This window comes from Nonomuraea sp. NPDC050022, assembly GCF_044460705.1.
Taxonomy (GTDB): domain Bacteria; phylum Actinomycetota; class Actinomycetes; order Streptosporangiales; family Streptosporangiaceae; genus Nonomuraea.
This window is the reverse complement of record NZ_JBITKE010000003.1, coordinates 275,135-295,335: the sequence shown is the minus strand read 5'-3', so window position 1 is coordinate 295,335 and position 20,201 is coordinate 275,135. Positions and strand designations below refer to the sequence as shown.

General features: G+C 67.9%; 15 protein-coding genes. 6 read left to right on the top strand and 9 right to left on the bottom strand.

Going from position 1 to position 20,201, the window contains the following annotated elements; all coding sequences use genetic code 11:
* Positions 1-327 precede the first annotated feature (327 nt).
* The 6 genes from ACIBO2_RS12780 to ACIBO2_RS12755 all read right to left on the bottom strand — a co-directional run bounded on the left by ACIBO2_RS12780 (position 328) and on the right by ACIBO2_RS12755 (position 6,643).
* The gene (locus tag ACIBO2_RS12780; RefSeq protein WP_397297650.1) at positions 328-834 is read right to left on the bottom strand and encodes a S26 family signal peptidase; all 507 of its coding nucleotides are present in this window, start codon (positions 832-834) and stop codon (positions 328-330) included.
* On the bottom strand, positions 834-2,645 hold the full coding sequence (locus ACIBO2_RS12775) for an ABC transporter ATP-binding protein (protein ID WP_397297001.1): 1,812 nt from the start codon (positions 2,643-2,645) through the stop codon (positions 834-836). The genes ACIBO2_RS12780 and ACIBO2_RS12775 overlap by 1 nt, the downstream gene beginning before the upstream one ends.
* Positions 2,642-3,163, bottom strand: coding sequence for a TlpA disulfide reductase family protein (locus tag ACIBO2_RS12770; RefSeq protein WP_358544578.1), 522 nt, complete (start codon positions 3,161-3,163; stop codon positions 2,642-2,644). The genes ACIBO2_RS12775 and ACIBO2_RS12770 overlap by 4 nt, the downstream gene beginning before the upstream one ends.
* Positions 3,160-3,678: a MauE/DoxX family redox-associated membrane protein gene (locus ACIBO2_RS12765; protein WP_397296998.1), complete on the bottom strand. Its 519-nt coding sequence runs from the start codon at positions 3,676-3,678 to the stop codon at positions 3,160-3,162. The genes ACIBO2_RS12770 and ACIBO2_RS12765 overlap by 4 nt, the downstream gene beginning before the upstream one ends.
* Before the next feature lie 360 nt (positions 3,679-4,038).
* Positions 4,039-5,055: an IS3 family transposase gene (locus ACIBO2_RS12760; protein WP_397296995.1), complete on the bottom strand. Its 1,017-nt coding sequence runs from the start codon at positions 5,053-5,055 to the stop codon at positions 4,039-4,041.
* Between the two features lie 268 nt (positions 5,056-5,323).
* Positions 5,324-6,643 carry a hypothetical protein gene (locus ACIBO2_RS12755; RefSeq protein WP_397296992.1) on the bottom strand — a complete coding sequence of 440 codons (1,320 nt, stop codon included), beginning with the start codon at positions 6,641-6,643 and terminating at the stop codon, positions 5,324-5,326.
* Positions 6,644-7,107: 464 nt separating this feature from the next.
* On the opposite strand from ACIBO2_RS12755, the gene ACIBO2_RS12750 reads away from it, so the two are divergent.
* From ACIBO2_RS12750 to ACIBO2_RS12735, 4 genes are all read left to right on the top strand, one after another.
* Entirely contained in the window at positions 7,108-8,226 is a 1,119-nt protein-coding gene (locus tag ACIBO2_RS12750) for an ATP-binding protein (protein ID WP_358544581.1), read from the top strand.
* Positions 8,219-9,316: a hypothetical protein gene (locus ACIBO2_RS12745; protein WP_358544583.1), complete on the top strand. Its 1,098-nt coding sequence runs from the start codon at positions 8,219-8,221 to the stop codon at positions 9,314-9,316. The genes ACIBO2_RS12750 and ACIBO2_RS12745 overlap by 8 nt, the downstream gene beginning before the upstream one ends.
* On the top strand, positions 9,298-9,975 hold the full coding sequence (locus ACIBO2_RS12740; protein WP_358544584.1) for a response regulator transcription factor: 678 nt from the start codon (positions 9,298-9,300) through the stop codon (positions 9,973-9,975). Before ACIBO2_RS12745 ends, ACIBO2_RS12740 begins: the two co-directional genes overlap by 19 nt.
* 411 nt (positions 9,976-10,386) lie before the next feature.
* Positions 10,387-12,243 (top strand): BTAD domain-containing putative transcriptional regulator, encoded by a 1,857-nt coding sequence (locus tag ACIBO2_RS12735; protein ID WP_358544585.1) that lies wholly within the window; start codon positions 10,387-10,389, stop codon positions 12,241-12,243.
* A 155-nt stretch (positions 12,244-12,398) separates the two neighbouring features.
* Here the strand turns inward: ACIBO2_RS12735 and ACIBO2_RS12730 are convergent, their stop codons facing one another.
* The 3 genes from ACIBO2_RS12730 to ACIBO2_RS12720 all read right to left on the bottom strand — a co-directional run bounded on the left by ACIBO2_RS12730 (position 12,399) and on the right by ACIBO2_RS12720 (position 16,735).
* Positions 12,399-15,215 (bottom strand): BTAD domain-containing putative transcriptional regulator, encoded by a 2,817-nt coding sequence (locus ACIBO2_RS12730; protein ID WP_397296987.1) that lies wholly within the window; start codon positions 15,213-15,215, stop codon positions 12,399-12,401.
* Positions 15,161-15,961 carry a LamG-like jellyroll fold domain-containing protein gene (locus ACIBO2_RS12725; RefSeq protein ID WP_397297648.1) on the bottom strand — a complete coding sequence of 267 codons (801 nt, stop codon included), beginning with the start codon at positions 15,959-15,961 and terminating at the stop codon, positions 15,161-15,163. Before ACIBO2_RS12725 ends, ACIBO2_RS12730 begins: the two co-directional genes overlap by 55 nt.
* A gap of 399 nt (positions 15,962-16,360) precedes the next feature.
* Positions 16,361-16,735 carry a hypothetical protein gene (locus ACIBO2_RS12720; protein ID WP_397296985.1) on the bottom strand — a complete coding sequence of 125 codons (375 nt, stop codon included), beginning with the start codon at positions 16,733-16,735 and terminating at the stop codon, positions 16,361-16,363.
* 310 nt (positions 16,736-17,045) lie between these two features.
* Between ACIBO2_RS12720 and ACIBO2_RS12715 the strand changes: the two genes are divergently transcribed.
* A complete protein-coding gene (locus tag ACIBO2_RS12715) occupies positions 17,046-18,359 on the top strand; it encodes a M23 family metallopeptidase (RefSeq protein ID WP_397296982.1) in 1,314 nt (437 codons plus the stop codon).
* 38 nt (positions 18,360-18,397) lie between these two features.
* The gene (locus ACIBO2_RS12710) at positions 18,398-19,699 is read left to right on the top strand and encodes a hypothetical protein (RefSeq protein ID WP_397296979.1); all 1,302 of its coding nucleotides are present in this window, start codon (positions 18,398-18,400) and stop codon (positions 19,697-19,699) included.
* Positions 19,700-20,201 lie beyond the last annotated feature (502 nt).

Genomic DNA, 20,201 nt, shown 5'->3' with positions numbered 1-20,201 from the left:
CAATATCGACCCGTGGATCGCGGCCTAGTTTCTGATTAGCACGAGGTAGCCCTTGGAGCGGGCGAATGGAAGGCGCGCACGTCGCCAGGTGCTCCAAGAGCCCAGTCGGCGGCGATCAGATGTAGCAGCAATAAATTGTATTCCGCCACGGCTGTGTACCGGACACCCGGCAGACAGTTCTGACCTGCTTCCTGACCTTGTGATCCATGTTTTTGGTACAGGCGTACGGGCCGCAGCGATATTGGGTTTCGCACTCGTCCGCCGCGGCGCGGTGTTCTGGAACGACCAGCGCGAGAAGACGATCGCCGATATTTTCGATGAGCCGTATCATTTCGTTTGTTCCATTTCCTTGTTGCCGATTCGATTTCTGGGCCCAAATTCTCTTACTGGCTCGCTCTCCGTTCTGCTGGGGTCTCTGGCAGAGGTTAGCTTTCGAATGGTGATGGCATGAATATCGCCGATAGGAAAATAACCGTGATCGCGAGAGTCGAAGCTCGCGTCGGTGTTGTCGCCGATCAGAATGAGTTGTCCGTCGGGTACACGGGCATCGGGGACGAGTGGCCGCACCGGTTGGGGGATAGGCTCGCCGGGTAGCGCGGCGATGCGCTTGATGAGGAACGGGCCGCCCATCGGCAGCGGGCTGCGCACCACGGCGATATGGCCGCTTCGCAGGGCCGCCGGGGCCACTCGCCGGGCCAGGAGTCGGTCGCCGTCGATCAGTGTGGGGGCCATGCTGTCGCCGTCGACACGGATCACGGAATACGTCGCGCGCAGCCGCAAGATCAACAAGACCGAAGTCGCGATCGCGCAGATCACGACGAGGAGCACCCACATCACAGGGCCACCGCCTCCTCCGGCTCCCGGTATCCGCTCGCCTGGAGGTTGAAGAGCCGCGCGTAGGGGCCGCGGGCAGACATGAGGGCGTCGTGCGTTCCGGCTTCCCGGATGGTGCCGTGCTCCAGAACGATGATGAGGTCGGCGTCGCGCACGGTGTTGAGCCGGTGAGAAATGAGCAGGCTGGAAGCGCCGTGGCGCCGACGTCGGGTCCGAGCGTGCACGTCGGCCTCGGCCTCCGGGTCCAGCCCGGCGGAGGGCTCGTCGAGAATCACGAGGTCGCGGTGGCCGCGGAACATGGCGCGGGCCAGGGCCGTGCGCTGCCACTGCCCGCCGCTGAGCACGACGCCCGTGTCGGGGTCGTCCTTGTCCTCCTCACTGAAGAACGTCCGCGTGAGCAGGGTGTCGTACCCGCGAGGAAGGGAGGAGAGCTTGTCATCGATCCCAGCCTCGCGAGCAGCCACACGGATTCGGGTTTCGTCCTCACGGGCGGGGACGAAGCCGATGGAGACGTTGTCGGCTGCGGACATGTCGTAGGCCATATGGTCCTGGAACACCCCGGTGATGCGGTGCCGCAGATCATCGGGGTGCACGTCACGGATGTCGACGCCATCCCACGTGATGCTTCCGTGCTGCGGGTCGTAGAACCGGCACAGGAGCTTGACGAGCGTGGACTTGCCGGCACCGTTCAGACCGACGACGGCGACTGCCGCGGCGGCCGGGATGAACAGGTTCAGGCCACGCAAGATCCACGGGTGATCCTCGCTGTAGCGGAACCACACGTTGGTCAGCTGGATACCGTGCCTCAGCCGGGGCAGTGGCGCAGGCTCGGCGGGAATGGGGAGGTCCGGCTCGGCCGAGGTCACAGCCACGTAATGGCCGAACATGAGCAGATCCTGGTGGAGAGCGGCGATGCCGACGATCAGGCCGGTGAGGGCGGCCTGGACCGCGCCGATGGCGGCGATCAGCAGGGACACGTCGCCGACGCTCAACGCACCGGAGCCGGCGGAGCTAACGGCCCAGATCAGCCCACCGCCCGCGACCACCGCGCCCAGCAGCGTCAGCAGGCTCTCGACGGACAGTTCCTTGATGTCCATCCGGCGGCGTGCGGCGTTGGACGTGCGCAACTCGGTCATCATGCGGCCTCGCAGGAAACGGCCGCTGTTGAACAGACGGATCTCCTTCGCCGCCGCAACCGTGGTGAGCAGATCGCCGTAGAACATCTGGCGTCGTTCGGCCGGGCCGATGTCCCACATCATCGCGGCGCGACGATGCGACAGGCGCAACTGCGCCACCAGCGCAGGAACCCCGGTTGCCAGGACGATCCCGGTGAGAACTGGACTGATCACCAGAAGGGAGCCGACCATCCCGGTCAGCGTGATCACCGCACTCGCCGCTCCAAGGGATCCGGTGACGACTTCCTGCCCCGTCGACAGGCTGTTCTTCGCCATGCGCAGCCGGTCGTGGAAGTTGGGGTCCTCGAACCGTCGTAACCCGGCGAACCGCAGGGTCGCGGAGAACAGTTGTGCGGTGGTCTGAGCGGTGAACAACCTGCCCATCTCGCTGTTGAGGTACTGCACGAGCTGGGGCAGTGTCGTCATCAGGACGCCCGCGGCGGCCAGACCCACCGCGAGGGTACTCAGCTCGGCCGCCGATCCCTGTTCCGCCAGGGAGTCGACCACCAGTTTGGTCAGCCACGCCACCGCAATCGGCGCGATCGCCTCAGCGAGTATCACCAGGACGTAGACCGCCATCAATCCCGGGGCCGCGCGAAGGGCGACCCCCGCGGCCACCTTTGCCGTTCGGATCATGCGCTGACCGTGGCGGGCAACGTGGGATCGTTGTCGGTGACCCTGCCGTCCGCACCGATCACGAAGAGGGTCGGATAGCCGGCGACCTTGAAGGCGCTCTGAATGGCGTCCTGAGGCGCCTCGACCACTACACGTGCCACCTCAGCGAGGCGTTCGACGTCGTCGGCGGCCTCCTCGCCGCTGCCGGCGACGACGACGGCGAGCACCGCGGCCGAGGATTGGCGGGCATGGTCGATAAAGCGCGGCATCAGTTCCCTGCAGGGCTGGCAGGACGGAGAGAAGAAACCGATGAGAGCGGGCCCATCGAGCAGCTCATCGGAAATCGGCTCGCCATCGGTCGTGGTGGCGGCGAACTCCGGCAGCTTCTCCCCGATGGCGAGCCCTTCCGCCATGGGCGGCAAGAATGCCGCTGACGCGGCCTGCTTCCGCAGTCGGCGGATCACTCCCACCGTCAGCAAGAGATTCAGCATGCACAGCATGCCGACCACGACGACGGCCACGATCAGATACGGCATCATGAACTCCCCGAGACTTCCATGAACAGATCGGCGATATCGTCGAAGACGATCAAGAGGATGGCGCCGACCAGCCCGACCGGCACTGCCAGGGCGAGACCGGCCACGGTGATCGGGCCGCCGGGGAACATCAGCGTCACCCAACCCAGCGCGACAACGAGCAGCAGAAGCCCGTTGCGGATCAGATGCACTGGACCGAGCGGGGTCGCGGACACGCCGAAGCACCGGCATGGCTCGCGCTGCCCCCAGCGAAGGGAAACGGCGATCCACATGGAGAACGCGATCAACAGCATCCCGCTGGCGGCCAGCCCCGTGTGTGGAAGCACGATCAAGGTGGCCGCAGCAACAACTTCCATAGCCACCGTTGCCATGGCAGCCGCGAACCGGGCCGGGCCGGGCAGCAATCGCAGGGCGGCGGCGAAAGACTGTAGTGCGGTACGGCTGCGCAGCTTCGAGTACGCGGAGACAACGAAGACCGTGGTGAGCAGGACTTGACTCGCCACCAGCACGTGCGACATGACCTAAATGCTCTTTCGGCCCGCTAGCCCGGTGCTAGCGCGCCGATAGCGCGGTTGGTGGCGTCTGGCGATGAGACGAGCGCTGGGCACAGGTCCCAGGTCCACGGGCGTGCCGGGAATCGGTGCAACCCCCGGCACGCCCCGAGGTCAGTCAGCGAGGCGGAACTGCAGGTCGGTGTCCCAGTTGTTCATGTCGGGCTCTTCGACGGGGTTGGTGTTGTAGAGCTCCAGGCGAGAGCCCCAACGTTGTGGGCCGTCATCGACGAAACTGTTCTGTGGCGGCCGGTCGGCGGCGACCTCGACATCGGTGAAAGCGGTCGAGGGTCTTCCCCCACGGAAGTGGACACGCGTTGGGGTGTGTCATGCAGCCAGTGTCAGGCTACTCGATCTTTGCTGGTGTAGGTGCTCATAGGCGACGGGGCTGAGGTGCTCGTTGGCTGAATGCCTTGTGCGGGTGTTGTAGCGGGTCAGCCATCGAAAGACCGTGCGTCGGCAGGTGGCGGCGTCGCCGTAGTGGGGTGCGCCTTGGAGCGTCTCGCGTTTGAGGGAGGCGTGGAAACTCTCGCAGGCGGCGTTGTCGGCGCTGGTCCCGACGGCTCCCATGGATTGGGTGACGCCCAGCTCGCGGCACAGGGCGGCGTAGTCCTTGGAGGTGTATTGCGCCCCGTGATCGCTGTGAAAGACGGAGCCGGCCAGGCCGCCCCGGGTCGCCGCGGCCATCGTCAGCGCGTCGGCGACCAGGTCGGTGCGCATGTGGCCGGCGATCGACCAGCCCACCACCCGGCGGCTGAAACAGTCCAGCACGGTCGCCAGGTAGAGGAAGTTCCCGTCGCCGAGCGGGAGATAGGTGATGTCGCCCATGTACTTCCTGCCCGGTTCTCCGGCGGTGAAGTCCCGCGCGAACAGGTCCGGCACCGGTGCGGCGGCCGGCTCGGGGACGGTGGTGCGGACGCGTCGGCGCAGGCGGCTGCCGGTGATGGAGAACTTGCGCATCACGCGGGCCACCCGCTTGGCGTTGATCTTTCGGCCGTCGGCACGCAGCTCGGCGGTCACCCGAGGCGAGCCGTAGGCGCCGTCGGAGTCGGCGTGGACGGTACGGATCTCCTCGGCCAGCGCCTGGTCGGCTGCCTCACCCTGGATCCGCTCGGCAGCCGCGCCGCCCCCGGTCGGCAACGGGTCCCGCGCAGCAGACCGAGAAGCGGCCCGGGCTGCCGTCGGCGGGACGTCGTTGCGCTCACGCGCCCGCAGCACCCACGCGCGCAGGCTGCCCCGGCTCACCAGGTCGGCGGCGATGCCCTTGTAAGTCGCCCCTTCAGTGGACTCGTACAAGGCCACAGCATCGGCCCTGAACTCATCCGAGTAGTCCTTCAACGCCATCGGCGGTATCTCGCTTCCTCTGGATCAAGCAAGATCCAGTATCAGCGTGTCCACCAAGCGGGGGAGGCACCCTTCCCGGCCTGCGCGGCAAGAGCAGCGGCCCCGTCTCACCGCGAACAGGCGGCGAGCGCAGACGAACCAGTCCCGAAGTCCTCGCCAGCCTTGATCTCCAATCCCATTGCACCACCCTCCGTGGGCAGGGATTGGAGCTCATCGGTGATGACCATTCGCACTGGAAGACCTGCGGATGACGAACATCCCCCTCACGTCATTTCAGGCCGTCGAGGAAGGACTTGGCCACCTTCGTCAGGGCAGGTTGCGCGACTGCCGACTCGAAGAACGGTGCCCGGTAGCCGGCGGCGTCGGCGAGACCGCCTCCGGTCGTTGTCCCCCGGAACGTGACCTCGACCGTCCGGTCGCCCACCAGGACTTTGATGAGGATCTCCGTCGTGGGGGGCGCGCTCTTGTCGTAAAGCTTGGTGGTGCTGGAGACCACGACGAATGCCTTCTCGCCGAGCCCGGAGAGCTCCTGGCGGGGTTCGTAGTTTGTGTGGAGGCGATCGCTGGTGAGGCCGCCCCTGTCGTGGTACCGGTCGTACTTCTTGGCATCGCGATCGAACTGGAACGTCGATCCGGTGTCGCCGCCACCCCAGTCGACCACGTGAATGTCGAGTTCACCGCCGCGAGCGGTGAACTCCTGCCCAGGCTGGTGCTTGATGACCTCCTTGACCGACCAGGTGCAGGTGGTCTGCTTGATCCTGCCGTCATTGGTGCTGACGGACGGTCCGCCGACAGCGGGGAAGAACGCCGCCTCGATCTGTTCGGCGGTGACGATGCCGCAGGGCCCGGCGAGTTTCACCTTGTCGGCACTCTTGGCCATTTCCGCGGCGATGAGCTTGGCGACTTTTCCGGCCGAGCCCCGCGTCTCGTCGCCGGAGGGGTACTTGGCGCCGGTCCGGTTGTCACCGCCGTAGGTGACCTTGACCAGCCAGGGTCCCTGCCGGACGAACACCTCCGCTTTGAGGCCGCTCCTCCCTATCGAGGTCTGGCTGTAGGAGGCGTCGCCATACTCCAGCGTTTTGAGCTCGCCGAATGCCGAGCCTGAGGTCCTGCCATCGATCCGCTTGCCGTTCCGGACGTTGACTCGCCGCGCGTGCGTTTGCTTGTCCTGGTCGAAGCGGTCCGTGGCGTATTCGACAGCGCTGCGTGTCTCTGCGCTCTTGGCTTCCACGGAGATGCTCAGCGCGCGATATCCGAGGACGCCGTTGCCGACGTCCATCTTGCTGTTCGTCCAGCTGCAGGCCGCCCGCTTCTCGGTGTCGGTGGCGGCCCCAGTGGATGCGTCCTTCCCGCCGTATTCGGCGTCGGCTACCAGGCTCTTACGGAGATCGCCCGGTACGGCGGCGCAGAGCTGGTCGCCGGTGATCGCCCGGAGTTTCACCGGATCGGTGGCCTTCGCCTCCTCGGCCGTGGGCGACCGGGTCGGATTGCCCCGGCCGGAGGTCGGGCTCGCGGGCGGGCCGGCTTCGTCACGGCTCAGGAGCAGCCAGCCCCCTGCCAGACCGCCGAGCACGACGACGCCGAGCACGACGACGACGGCGATCAGCGGCCCCTTCCCTCCCTTTCCGTTGCCGTTTGGTAGGGGAGGAGGCCACTGCCCTCCGGATCCGCCTTGCGGGTGGCGCGGCTGCCCGCCGGGACCGGGAGGCCACCGTACGCCCGGTCCCGGCCGTTCGCCCTGTGCGGGGGGTGGAAAGCTGCCCGGAGGCCAGGCCTGCCCGCGGTGCTGGCCGCCCGGATATCCGGGCGCGCTGGATCCGTGGGATGGCGGGTAAGGGGTGGACATCGGCGAACCTCCAGAGCGGGCCAGCCTGCCGCCCCTGATGTGGCAGGCATACGGGAGGAAGGCGTGCTTCGCCCCTTACGCCCGGGATGCGAGCCTACGGATGGCGGGAACGCAGGTGTGTCAGGTATACGCCCCTCACCGTGATTACGGTTCGGTCAATCGTTAGGCTTTCGTCCGAACGAAATCGGCGGGAGCGAGGTGGCGAGATGGCGCAGGAGGCGGCGCGGCTGCTGGTCCGCTTCGGTCGCCGGTACGCGGCCGTCGTGCGCCTGGTGACGCTGCTTCCGATCTGCATGATCGCGCTGTTCCGCTCCGCTCCCGAGAATCTGGCGCCCACTGTCGTCGTCGTCGCCGTCGCGGCGGTTTGGATCTGCGGCTATGCGTGGTGGCTCGACAAAGGCAAGGGGAACGTCCCGGTCGTCCTTGACGTCCTCGTCCTGCTGGGGCTGTCCGCGTGCGTCGGGTGGACAAGCGCGGTTGAGGACACCAACACCGGCTGGCTGCGCCTGCTGGTCCTCTTCATGTGCGTCACCTGCCAGTGGCATACGCCGGTGCTGGTGGGTGCCGCCGCGGCGCTGACAGCCGGGGGTGGATTGGTGGTCGCCGTCGCCGAGGCAGGCGCGGACGCCAGCGTGATCCGAGGGCTGCTGTGGGCGCCGGTGGCGGCCGCGCTTTCCCGGGTGGCCTGGATACTCCTGCGTCGGGCCGCCCACCAGGCTGATCTGACGGCCGCCGAGGCCGCGCGGGCGCGCGGCCAATCGCTCCTGGCCGCTGCCGCCCGCGCCGAGGAACGCGAGTTCGCCAACGCCCTGCACGACACAGCGGCGACGACCCTGCTGATGGTCGGCATCGGACAGGTGCGCTCCGACGCCGGCTGGCTGGCCGCTCAGGCCCGCCGGGATCTCGACAGACTCGGCTCGGGCCACAGCCCGGCCCTCCCGCACGCCGATGTCGTGGGCCTGCTGCGCGCCGACCTCGACGCGGTGCCGCTGACCGTGGAGTTCGACGCCCCCAAGGAGTTGCGCCTGCCGTACGACGTCGCGCGCGCGATCGCCGATGCGGCTGGAGAGGCGCTCACCAACGTGCGCCGGCACGCGGATACGACCCGGGCGACCATACGACTGTGTGGCGACTCGCGAGCGCTGCGACTCGACATCGCCGACCAGGGAAGGGGATTCTCCCCGGCGGAGGTGCCGGCCACCAGGTACGGCTTGCGCGAGTCCGTACATGGCAGGATGACCCGCATCGGTGGCACGGCCACGATCACCTCCGCTTCCGGCAAGGGTGCCCTGGTACGGCTGGAATGGCGGGCCGGTGATGGCTGACATATTCGAGGCCGCGTTACGGCACAGCCTGCGGATCGCGACACTGCTCGCCGCCTCGGTGATCGTGTTCGGGCTCGGGATGGCGAACCTGCTGCGCCACCTGGACCGCTACGAGCCCGCGCTCGCACAGTTCGGCGCCATGGCCGCCCTCGGGGCCGTACTCGCGGGTGAGGCGGCCCTGCTCGTCCGGGGAAGATCGTGGCACCGGCTCCGTTGGGTCGCTATCGCCGTCGTGCTCGGCGCGTCGGCCCTGTCATACGTGGCTCTGCCGGACAGACGCACCTCGACCGAGGTCGACTGGGTGTTCGGCGCCGCCAACTGGGTGGGCGTCGTCGTCCTGCTCGATCGGCCGCTGCGCGCCTGCGTGGCGTTCCTGCTGGCCCACGAGCTCACTGCCGTGCTGCATCTGCTCGTGTTCGATCAGCCCACCCAGCGGGCGCTGGCCCGGTTCGCCACCGGTTCGGTGAGCGTGGTGGGCTTCCCGTTGTGCGTGGCGGTGATGGCGGCGATCCTGCACCGTCTCGGGGCGATAGCGGCGGCCGCGCACCTGGAGATCGAGCGGGTACGGGTCTCCGAGGCCGGTACGGCAGAGGCGCACCGGCGCAGGCTGCAGCGGTACGGCGAGCTGTCGGTGGCCACGATTCCGCTGCTGGAAGGGCTCGCCGACGGATCGCTCGGGCCCGAGGATCCGCAGGTTCAGCGGCGCTGCGCGATTGAGGCGGCCCGGATGCGGCGGCTGTTCGCCGAGGCCGACTCCGTCGCCGACCCCCTGCTGCACGAGCTGCGTCACTGCGCCGACGTGGCCGACCGCAAGGGTGTCGTGGTGGAACTGGACGCCCGAGGCCAGTGGCCGGTGCCGCCCGTGGCCGTACGGCGCGATCTGACCGATGCGGTCCTGACCGTGCTCGCCACAGCCGCCTCACGGGCACGGGTCACCGTCGTGGGCGACGTGGACCTGGTGTCGGTGAGCGTCGTCGCAGACTGCGACGAGGTGACAGCGCCGAATCCGGTCTCAACCGGTGTCCGGGTTGAGGCGTTGCACCACGACGACATGGTCTGGATGGAGGCCCGATGGCAGCCGACGAACTGATCACTGCCGTGATCGTCGACGATCACGCGGCCATCGCCGCCGGAGTCGGAAGCTGGTGTGCCCGCGCCGTACCGCCCATCGACCTCATCGACGCCGGAGACCGGCTCGCCAACGTCTGGACCGGGCCGGGCGCCGACGCCGACGTTGTGATCTTCGATCTGGAGCTGGTGCCCGGCCTGCCGAACTTCGGGGAGCTGCGCAGACTGGTCGACAGCGGCAGGCGCGTGATCGTGTATTCCCAGCACACAGAAGACGCCATCGCCATCAAGTGCGTCGATATCGGCGCGCTCGCCTACCTGACCAAGCGGGAGGGGCCGGAGCACTTGGTCCCCGCCATCCAGGCGGCCGCGCAGGGCGAGCCGTACACCACGCCGTCACTGTCCGGGGCGTTCATCGCGGACACCGCCGCCGACCGGCCGCGGCTGTCCCGGCGCGAGGTCGAGGTGCTGCGGGCATGGTTCGTCTCCTCCTCGAAGGAGCTTGTCGCGGCCAAGCTCAACATCGCCGTCAAGACCGTCGACACCTACATCGCACGTGTACGGGTCAAGTACGCCAATGTGGGACGGGCTGCCCGTACCAAGAGCGAGCTCGTCGGCCGCGCCCTCGACGACGGACTCATCACGCTCGCCGAGCTCAACCAGACGGAAACCTCGTTGTAGGGCATTCGCCGGACATCGCTATGCCCGATGTCTCCCTAATGTGGTGATCGGCCGCGCCAAGCCGCGGATACCCACTGCACAGGCAGCGGGTATCCCCTTGTGCTCGGGGACGAACGTGAGAGCCATGGGGAAGGTTGTGGTGTCGGTCTGTACGACGGGTGCGTTCTCGATTGCTCGTGGATTCGGTGAGGACCCGTGCGTGAGGTGATCGACTGGTTCTGGCCCATGTAGCTCAGGCCGATGCCGCGGAGTCGCCGCCGGGCGGTGACGACGCTTGAGGCGTACGCGCTCCGCGCCGGCTCACCATCGAAACGGCTGTCCGGGCTGGCTGCCCCAACGAGCGGACGTCTCCTTTCCCGCTCCCGGCACAGAGATTCGCGTCAGCCATCCGAAATGACAGGGGGAGCTCTGATGGGACTGGAGATCAAAATCCTGGGGCCGTGGGAGATCACGGCGAACGGAGAGCCGGCCGTGCTGGCCGGTCAGCGACGAGTGGGGGTCCTGACCAGGTTGGCATTGAGCGCCGGGCAGCCGGTTCCCGCGGAACAACTGCTCGCCCAGGTATGGGGCGAGAGCACGGCGACGACGGCGGCTAAGCAGCTGCACATCGTGGTGTCGAAACTTCGCGGCTTGCTCTCACGGCACCAGGACGACGAAATCATCGCGACCGTCTCCGGCGGGTACCAGTTGAATCTCCCCCGCGAGCGCATCGACGCCCACCTGTTCTCGCTCCTGGCCCGACGGGCACGTACCGCGAGGGCACAGGGCCAGATCGCGACGGCGGACGGGCTGTTCCACCAGGCTCTGGACCTGTGGCGGGGCGACGCGCTGGCCGGCATGACCGCCTCGTGGGCCCAGGTCGAGTCCGATCGCCTGGAAGAGGAGCGCCTCACCACACTGGAGGACCACGTTGACCTGCGCCTGGCAGCCGGTGACCATCACGGGGTCGTTCCGGTGCTCACCGCCCACGTCAAGGCCAATCCGCTGCGAGAACGTCCGCGCGCCCAGCTGATGCTGGCGCTGTACCGGGCCTCGCGCCCCTCGGAAGCGCTCGAGGTGTACCGGGAGACGCGCCGCATCATGGCCGATGAGCTGGGTATCGAACCAGGAGCGGCACTGCGCCGGCTGCAGCAGGCGGTGCTCCGGCGAGATCCCGCACTCGACCTCGGCCCTCCGGCACAGCGTGCCACGCTCACCAAGCCCGTCATTCCCACCGAACTCCCCGCCGATATCCAGGCGTTCACCGCGCGTACCACGGAGATCGCTTGGCTGCACAGGACGCTCACCGATACCCGGCCTGGGCTGCCCGCCGTCGCCGCGGTGCACGGTCCCGGCGGGGTGGGCAAATCCGCACTGGCCATACATGTCGCGCACACCGTCGCCGATCGCTTCGCCGACGGCGTCCTCTACGTCGACCTGCGCGCCGCCACCGCCGGGCGCCAGCCACTGCCGCCGTTCGAGGCCCTCGCCCGGCTGTTGCGCTCACTCGGGCTTGACGGCGCCGCCATACCGCCCACCCTGGACGAGGCCGCTGCCCGCTACCGCTCGCTGACCTCGACGCGCAACCTGCTGATCGTCCTCGACGACGCGCTCGACGCTGGCCAGGTCCGGCCACTCATCCCCGCCGGGCCGTCATGCGCGGTCATCATCACCAGCCGCCGGATCATGGCCTCGCTCGACAGCACGAGCCATCTGCGACTGACCGGGCTTGACCGCGCCGACGCCACCGCACTGTTCCTCCGCATCGCGGATTCCGGCCGGGTCCATGGCGAGCCGGAAGCGGTGCGGCAAATCGTCCAGCAGTGCGGCGCGCTCCCCCTGGCGCTCCGCATCTCGGCGGCACGCCTGGCCGCCCGACCCGATCGGGCGCTGTCCTTTCTGGCCGACCAGCTCACCGACCCCGACTATCGCCTCGACGCGCTCGAACACGCCGATCTGGCCATCCGCGACAGCATCGCGGTCAGCCTCCAGCACCTCCTGAGCGAACCCGCGGGTCATGACGCCTGCCACGCGTTTCTCATGCTCGGAATGCTGGAAACCTCCATCCACACGGTGGCCGGCACGTCCGCTCTGACCGGCTGGCCGGAACACAGGGCGGAAGTCGCACTCAATCACCTCCTGGATGCCGGCCTCCTCGAGCCCGCCGGGCCCGACCGCTATCGGATGCACGACCTCATCCGCCTCCACGCCCGCGAGCAGGCCGCCCGCCATTTACCTGGACCCGTGCACGCCGCCACGGCGTGTTCCACCACTACCTGGAGCGGGTGACTTGGCTGAATACCGGCCGGCGCTCGTTGCTACGCTGGTCCGCGGTCCGCCCCTGGCAGCGCGGCCCAGCTGCGGGGTGGTGGTCGGCGGCCAGTGTCGTGCCGTCCGTCTCGCCCAGCACGGTGGACGCCACGGCGGGCGGCCCCATGCTGGTCCTACAGCATGTTCCTGATCGGCCGCGGCATGTCGGGAACGGGTTGCTCGAGCAGTTCGTCGACCTCCGCGCGGGTCAGGAGGCGTGTCTCCAGCAGGGCCGTGAAGCATTCGGCCCAGTTTCTCCGCGCTTCGCCGTGCCGTCCCAGAGTGTGCAGGGTTTGGCCGGACCACCAGGCGGTCACGGCGTAGCCGATGCGGTATCCAGCCTCGCGCAGGAGCGCCAGCGCCACCTGGTAGGTGTCGGCCGCCTCGGTGAGACGTCCGGCATGCAGGTAGGCGCGGCTCAGGGTCGCGCGGGACAACCCCTCCCCGTACAAGCTGCCGGTCCACTCCACGACGGCCGTCCTCGCCTGTGCGATGGCCTCCTCGAATAGACCCTGCCGGTAGAGCACATGCACGCGATTGTTGAGGATGGCGCCCCGCGCGTAGCGGTCGTCGATCTCCTCGGCGATGTTCAGGGCCTGTGCCAGGTTGGTGCGGGCGAGGTCGAGCTGCCCCAGCATGGTGTAGATGATGCCGAGGTTGTTGAAGGAGCCAATTCTCCGGTGCGGCAGGGCGGCCTTGTCCCAGCACGCCACTGCCCGTTCCAGGTGGTCGATCGCCTGCTCGTAGCGCCCCTGGTCGCGGTAGACCCAGCCCAGGTAGCTCTCCGCCTGAGCTTGGCCGGCCCAATCTCCGCGCCGCGCGGCCACCTCGACCGCGTTCCGGTGGACGTCGGCCAGGTGCGTGACCCAACCGCGGTAGTTGAACGGCATGTGCAGCCCCAATGCCAGTCCGATGGCGGTGTCCGGGTCGGCGGACTCGGCCGCCTGATGGGCCACGGCGAGCAGGTTGTCACGCTCGGTCTCGGTCCATTCGCTGACCTCCCGCGTGCTGGCAAACACGACACCAAGCTGCTCGGCCTGGTATGAGGGCTCCTGGACCTGGGGGTGCACGCGCTGTGTGGCGGTGTTGACCGTGGCCAGGTAATGGTGAAGGCCGCGGCGGAGCGCGGCCGCGCGTTCCGGCTCGGACAGCTCGCGGGTGGCCTGCTCCCTGGCATACAGGCGGATGAGGTCGTGGAAGCGGTACCGGCCGCGCCCCGCGGCCTCCAGGAGCCGGGCACCGCGGAGCCGTTCGAGGGCCGCCTCCGCCTGTGCCTCGGGCCAGTGGGCCAGGGCGGCCGTGGCGGCCGGGGTGTGGGTCGGCGTGTCGAGCAGGCCGAGGAGTAGCAGGGCGTGGGCGGCGTCGTGGCCGTTGGGCTCCTCGCGCAGGTGCCGGTGGCTCACGGCGATGCTGGTGCGTACGGCCAGATCGGCGTACTGCAGGGTGTCCAGGCGCCGGGCGGCGTCGGCCAGGCGGTCGGCGAGGTCGGCCAGCCGCCAGTCGGGCCGCGCCGCCAGCCGGGCGCCGGCTACCCGGATGGCCAGGGGGAAGCCACCGCACAGCTCGGCGATCTTCGCGGCCGACTCCGGCTCGCGCTGGACACGCTCGGGGGCGGCGATCCTGGCCAGCAGCGTGACGGCATCGTGGTCGCCGAGCCCGGCCAGGTGCAGGCGATGGGCGTCGTCGAGGGTGGTCAGAGCCTTGCGGCTCGTGATGACGGCGCGGCAGCCCGCGCCCGCCGGAATGAGCGGCCGCACCTGGTGGGCGTCGAGCGCGTTGTCGAGGATGACGAGCAGCTCGCTCGCCGCGGTGAGCGACCGGTAGCGGGCGATCGCGCTCTCCAGGTCGGCCGGTACGGCGGAGCCATCCAGACCCAGCGAACGCAGCAGGTGGCCCAGGGCGTCGACCACGGGCAGGGGCGGCAGTCCAGGGGTAGCACCGTTCAAGTTGACGTAGATGACGCCGTCGCGGAACCGCCCGGCCATCGCGTGCGCGACATGGACGGCGAGCGCCGACTTGCCCACGCCGCCGGGCCCGTCGACGACGGCCACGCCCGCACGCAGCAACGCCTCCCTCAACCAGTCCACCTCCTCATGCCGGGCGGTGAACGAGCGGGTGTCGGCCGGCAGTTCGGCGGGGACGAGCGTGCTGGACTGCGCCGGTGTGGCGCGCTCGAGCACGGGGTCCCTGGTGAGGATGTCGTGCTGCAGCCGGCGCAGTCGCGGGCCTGGCTCGAGGCCGAGCTCCTCCACCATGGCGGTGTGGCCATCCTGGTAGACCGCGAGCGCTTCGGACGGCCGGCCCGCCCGGTATAGCGCCAGCATCAGCTGAGCGCGCGGCTCCTCTCGCAGCGGGTGGGCCTGGACGTATGGGGCGAGGTCGGCCACCACCGCGTGGTGGTCCCCTGCGGCCAGCCGCAGGTCGATGTGGTCCTCGAAGACGGCCAGGCGCTCCTCCTCCAGGCGCCGGGACTCGATCTGCGCCCACGGGTCGTCCAGCTCGGCCAAGGCGCGACCCCGCCACAAGGCCAGTGCCCGCCGGAACAACCCGTCGGCCGTGTCCGGCTCGCGCCGGCCGCGCGCCAGCCGCGCCTGGCCGGCCAGCAGCGTGAAGTTGTGCGCGTCGACCTGGTCGCGGGGCAGGTCCAGCAGGTAGCCGCCGGGCACGGTCGCGATGATCTCGGGAGTGAGCACCTCACGCAACTTCGACACCACGATGTGGAGCTGCTTGCCGGCCGTAGTCGTCGAGGTCTGCCCCCAGACGTCGGCGAGGAGTTGACGCGAGGTGACCGGCTGCCCGGCGGCCAGCGCCAGCCGCGTCAGGACCGTGACGCGGCGACGGCCCGCCAGCCGTACCGGTTGCCCGCCCACCTTGATCTCCCAGGGTCCGAGGAACCTTATTTCCGGTGCCGCCAGGGAGAGGAATGTACGGCCATGATGCGGCTCCAGCATGTCTGCATCACCTCGCTTGCGACCGCCTTTTGTCCGTCCCGCAGCCCTCGCAGAGCACAAAAGACGAACCTGTTGCCGCCCTTGCCGTTCCAGATGGTCAGCGTCCCGGTAGCGGCCGAGAAGAGGTCCGCCACGCCGTCGGCGTTGAAGTTCGGCCCGGCCGATCCGGTCATCGCGGCGTGGTGCGACCGGAGCTCCGCCCCGGAGAGCGCGCGGTCGTAGATCGCGAACTTTCCGACCGCCCCCTTGAAATACGACTTCCCGTCACGGGTGCCGACCCGGACCGGCGCGGATCCCGGCCTGGGCTTGACGATGACCTCAACCGCCGTACCGGGGCGGTAGGCCAGGTTGTCCGTGCCCGCCGGCACGCCGTTGCGATAGATGCGCACCTTCCCGTACGTGCCTTCGCTGGTGTCGAACGTGACCGCGTAGTGGATCCACTCGCTGACCTTCACCGGCATCTGGAAGTACCTGGAAGTACGCCCCGGCGCCGTAGCCGCCGTCGAGGTTCCAGGCGTATCCGGAGATGCGGTTGGGGCGGTCCTCGTCGTTGTCCTTGGAGTACATCCGCCCCGCCCACTCGCGGTCGCCGCCGCTGCCCGACTTCGTGCCCTTGTCCATGAAGTAGACGTAGCCGGTCTGTTCCTCGTCGGGGAACTGGAGGGTGTGCGGCCTGATCCACGCTTCCACGGTGAGCTTGCCCGTGGTGGAGATGTGGAACTGCTTGGCGGTGAAAATTTCCCGATGAGCTGTTGAAGACGGATGCACCGTCCTGGTTGGGCAGCCGGACTGTGCTGGTGACACCGTGGAAGGTCCCCGTGTGGTTGTTGCCGGTGCGGTCGACCTCCCTGTGCCGAATCGCATCCGCCTCATGAATTCATCACTTTTCCTCCCATCCAGGGGCTCTGCACGGCGGAACACTAGGGGACGGCGGTATATCGCCGGTATGTCGCCACAGGCGCTGGTGATTCGCCGCGCCCAGCATCGCGAAGGCATTCCCCGGTCAGGCCCGGCCGTGCCAGTGATCAGTATCCCCTTGCCCAGGATGGGGCCTGGAGTGTTCGGGCCCCAGCGGTTGAGGACCGCGGTCGTGGAGAACCGGACCTCCCGCCCCAGGAGTAACCACTTGATGTCAAGCCAGGCAATCACGGGTCGGCCGCGTGCGTCGACGGTGAGCTCGATTGCGCCGGAGTCGTGCTCGACTGTCCGACGGCACTGGCCGAGCAGGTGCTTTCCACGCAGGTGACGAGCAGTAGTCGCCGATTCTGCATGTCCCAGACAGCCAGGCGGGCGGGTCCCGCCGGGTCCACCGCGAGCGCCGGCGCCGGGTGGCGCTCGTGGTGTCCACGTGGTGGAACGCCGGGCCGGGTGCGCTCATGACAGTTCTGCGAGAACTTCGCGTTGCGGGCCACCCAGTCCTGGTACGCACTCTCGGTGGCGGGGTAGGTGAGCGGCACCCGCTCCACCACGTTCAGGTCACACTGGAACGCGTTGCTCCGGGCGATGCCCTGCGGATCCACGCTGACCAGGTCAAAGTACTGGCACAGCACGCCATCTGCGGGGGCGGGACGTTCGACGCCTGACCGCCGACCGCGAGCGGCAGGTCGGCTGGTTCGTTCCCCGGAGTGGACGAGGCGGACGTCTACAGTACTCCTATTTGAGCGGTACGCGACGACCCGATGAACATACCCGCGTCATACCGTCGCCTCCTATGGTCGATCCCGCGTACGAGAAGTCAGCGGGAAGGCGAGCAACGCCTTAACAAGCGTTACGGAAAATCGCCTTCCCTGTTCATTTCCCATCCAGCCGGAATCCTCCTGGAGGAATCTCATGCCTCGATCCGCTTTATTACGCGGATTCATCGCCACGCTGTTCGCCGCCGCGCTCGGGATCGTCGGGCTGGCGAGCCCCGCGCTGGCCGTACCAGACTTCCAGCTTCCCTTCCTGTGTGGTCAGAAGTGGCAGCTGAACAGCTGGGGGCACGCGCCCGCTCTCGACATGGTGAAGGAGCCCGACCAGCAGGGGACCGAAGGCGCCACCCTGCTCGCAGCCGCCGGCGGGACCGTGGACAGGTCCTTCTGGCACGACAACGGTGGCAACGTCGTGCAGATCGATCACGGTGGCGGCTACTTCACCACCTACATCCACCTGCAGTCCCGTGCCGTCTCAGCCGGGGACAGGGTGGAGCGCGGCACGGTGATCGGCAAGGTCGGCAAGACCGGGGCGTTGTCCAACGACCACCCCCACCTGCACTTCGAGCTCGCCTACGACTCCAACGGCGACGGCCACGCCTCGTGGGGTTACGCCGGCTCCGAGCGGATCAAGCCGACCTTCAACGGCGTTACCTACGGCCAGGCCAACGGCATGGAGTGGAACAACGTCGAAAGCCACAACTGCGGCACGGTTTCCCCCAAGGGCACGGCCTCGGTGTACGGCGTGCTGTCCGACGGCCGGTTGACGTATACGGGGATCGATGCGGCGACTGGGAAGCGGACGGCGGGTGCTGAGTTGTCGGCGGTATCGCTGGGGTTCAAGGCCAAGGCGTTGGCGGCGTTGAATTACAACACGTTGCTGGTGACCGAGGATGGTAGGGATGGTCGCCTGTATCGGGTGGATGTCATTTCGGTTAGGGATGGGGTCACGTTCTCGCCGCCGGTGTTGCTGGGGACTGGTTGGACTCATGATCTGCTGGCGTATGACGGGTCGAATTATCTGTTCGGTATCGCGGATGGTGCGTTGCGTCGGTACAAGCTGACGGCCGGCAAGCCGGTGCTGGCCGATATTACGGGTAATACGCTGATCGGGGCCGGGTTCACGCTGAAAACGTTGACCGCGACGGGTCCGAGCTGGATTCTGGGTACGACGTCGACGGGTGCGTTGATCTCGTACAAGATCAATGGTGCGGAGTCGTGGCAGCGGTACCAGTTGCGTGACACAACGTGGGAGGTGTTCGACCACCTGTTGTCGCCGGGTGGCGGTGTGTACTACGGCCACAGGAACGCCGAGGGGTCGGTGCACCGGTACTTCGACGAGAATCCGCTCGATGGTAAGGGCGATGACCTGTACGGGCAGGGCGTGGTGGACACCGAGGGCTGGACGCAGGTCCTGTTGTCGGCCTTCCCCGACTCCGTCACCAGCTCGTGAAGGGCCTAGCGGCACGCGCCGCCGTCGCAGCCGCTGTCGTGATCACCCTGATCGGGTCATCCCACCCCGCGATGGCCGACCCGACGGACCCGCCGATGAAGGCGTCGGACGTCACAGCCGCCTACACCACGGCCGCCTGCGACCCAGGCGGCACCACCTCGACGGACGCCGCCCTGGCCACCCAGCTCAACAGCGCGCTCGACGACAAGATGCGTGGCTACATGACCGGCTACCGCGTCTCCTGCGCACGCATGGTGATCAAGGCCGTGTACGACCGCGGGTTGTCCAAACGGGCCGTCGCGATCGCGATCGCGACGACCATCGTGGAGTCGAGCATCCAGAACATCAGTGAGGAGGTCGACCACGACAGCCTGGGCCTGTTCCAGCAGCGAGCATCCTGGGGGAGCAGGACCCAGCGCCTGAACCCGACGTGGGCCACCAACGCCTTCCTCGACAAGATGCTCCGCGTCTACCCGAACGGCAGCTGGCAGACCGCGCCGATCGGCGAAGTCTGCCAAGCCGTCCAGGTCTCGGCTTACCCCGACCGGTATCAGGTCGAGGCCTCCGACGCGCAGATCATCGTCAACGCCATCTGGCCTTACATCGACGGCCCGAACGGCACGGCCTCGGTGTACGGCGTGCTGTCCGACGGCCGGTTGACGTATACGGGGATCGATGCGGCGACTGGGAAGCGGACGGCGGGTGCTGAGTTGTCGGCGGTATCGCTGGGGTTCAAGGCCAAGGCGTTGGCGGCGTTGAATTACAACACGTTGCTGGTGACCGAGGATGGTAGGGATGGTCGCCTGTATCGGGTGGATGTCATTTCGGTTAGGGATGGGGTCACGTTCTCGCCGCCGGTGTTGCTGGGGACTGGTTGGACTCATGATCTGCTGGCGTATGACGGGTCGAATTATCTGTTCGGTATCGCCGATGGTGCGTTGCGTCGGTACAAGCTGACGGCCGGCAAGCCGGTGCTGGCCGATATTACGGGTAATACGCTGATCGGGGCCGGGTTCACGCTGAAAACGTTGACCGCGACGGGTCCGAGCTGGATTCTGGGTACGACGTCGACGGGTGCGTTGATCTCGTACAAGATCAATGGTGCGGAGTCGTGGCAGCGGTACCAGTTGCGTGACACAACGTGGGAGGTGTTCGACCACCTGTTGTCGCCGGGTGGCGGTGTGTACTACGGCCACAGGAACGCCGAGGGGTCGGTGCACCGGTACTTCGACGAGAATCCGCTCGATGGTAAGGGCGATGACCTGTACGGGCAGGGCGTGGTGGACACCGAGGGCTGGACGCAGGTCCTGTTGTCGGCCTTCCCCGACTCCGTCACCTGAGAGGGGGCGTGAAGGCCTCGGCACCTGCCGGGGCCTTCCGCATGGTGCGCCCAGCATGGGCGATTGCCTGGGGGTGAAAGTCCCGGGGAGGAAGAGGTGATGCTACCTCCGAGCCGGAGGCAAGGGCGTCGTCGCGAGGCGGGGTCTGGAGGAAGCCCGAGGCGAAACTTCGCACCGAGGGACACGAACCGCGTATGAGGCCGGACTGGGGTCGGTTGCGCTGGCGCCTGCGCCGCGCCGACGGTTCTGGCCGTGAGGTGAGGGCTGACCAGGCAGAAGTCAGCAGAGGCCGTAGTACCGGTGAGGCGCGCACTGGTCGAACGCGCAGAACAGCCCGTCGTGCGCCATCGAGTCGAGCACTTCGGATGCCGAGCACGCGGACACGTCTGGTGGTGTGCTCGATGACCGCCAGGATGTACTGGCGTTGCCCGCTGAGAGTGACGGTCTCGATGAAATCACCGGCCGGCACGGTGTCGGCCTGAGAGCGCAGGAAGTCGGCCCA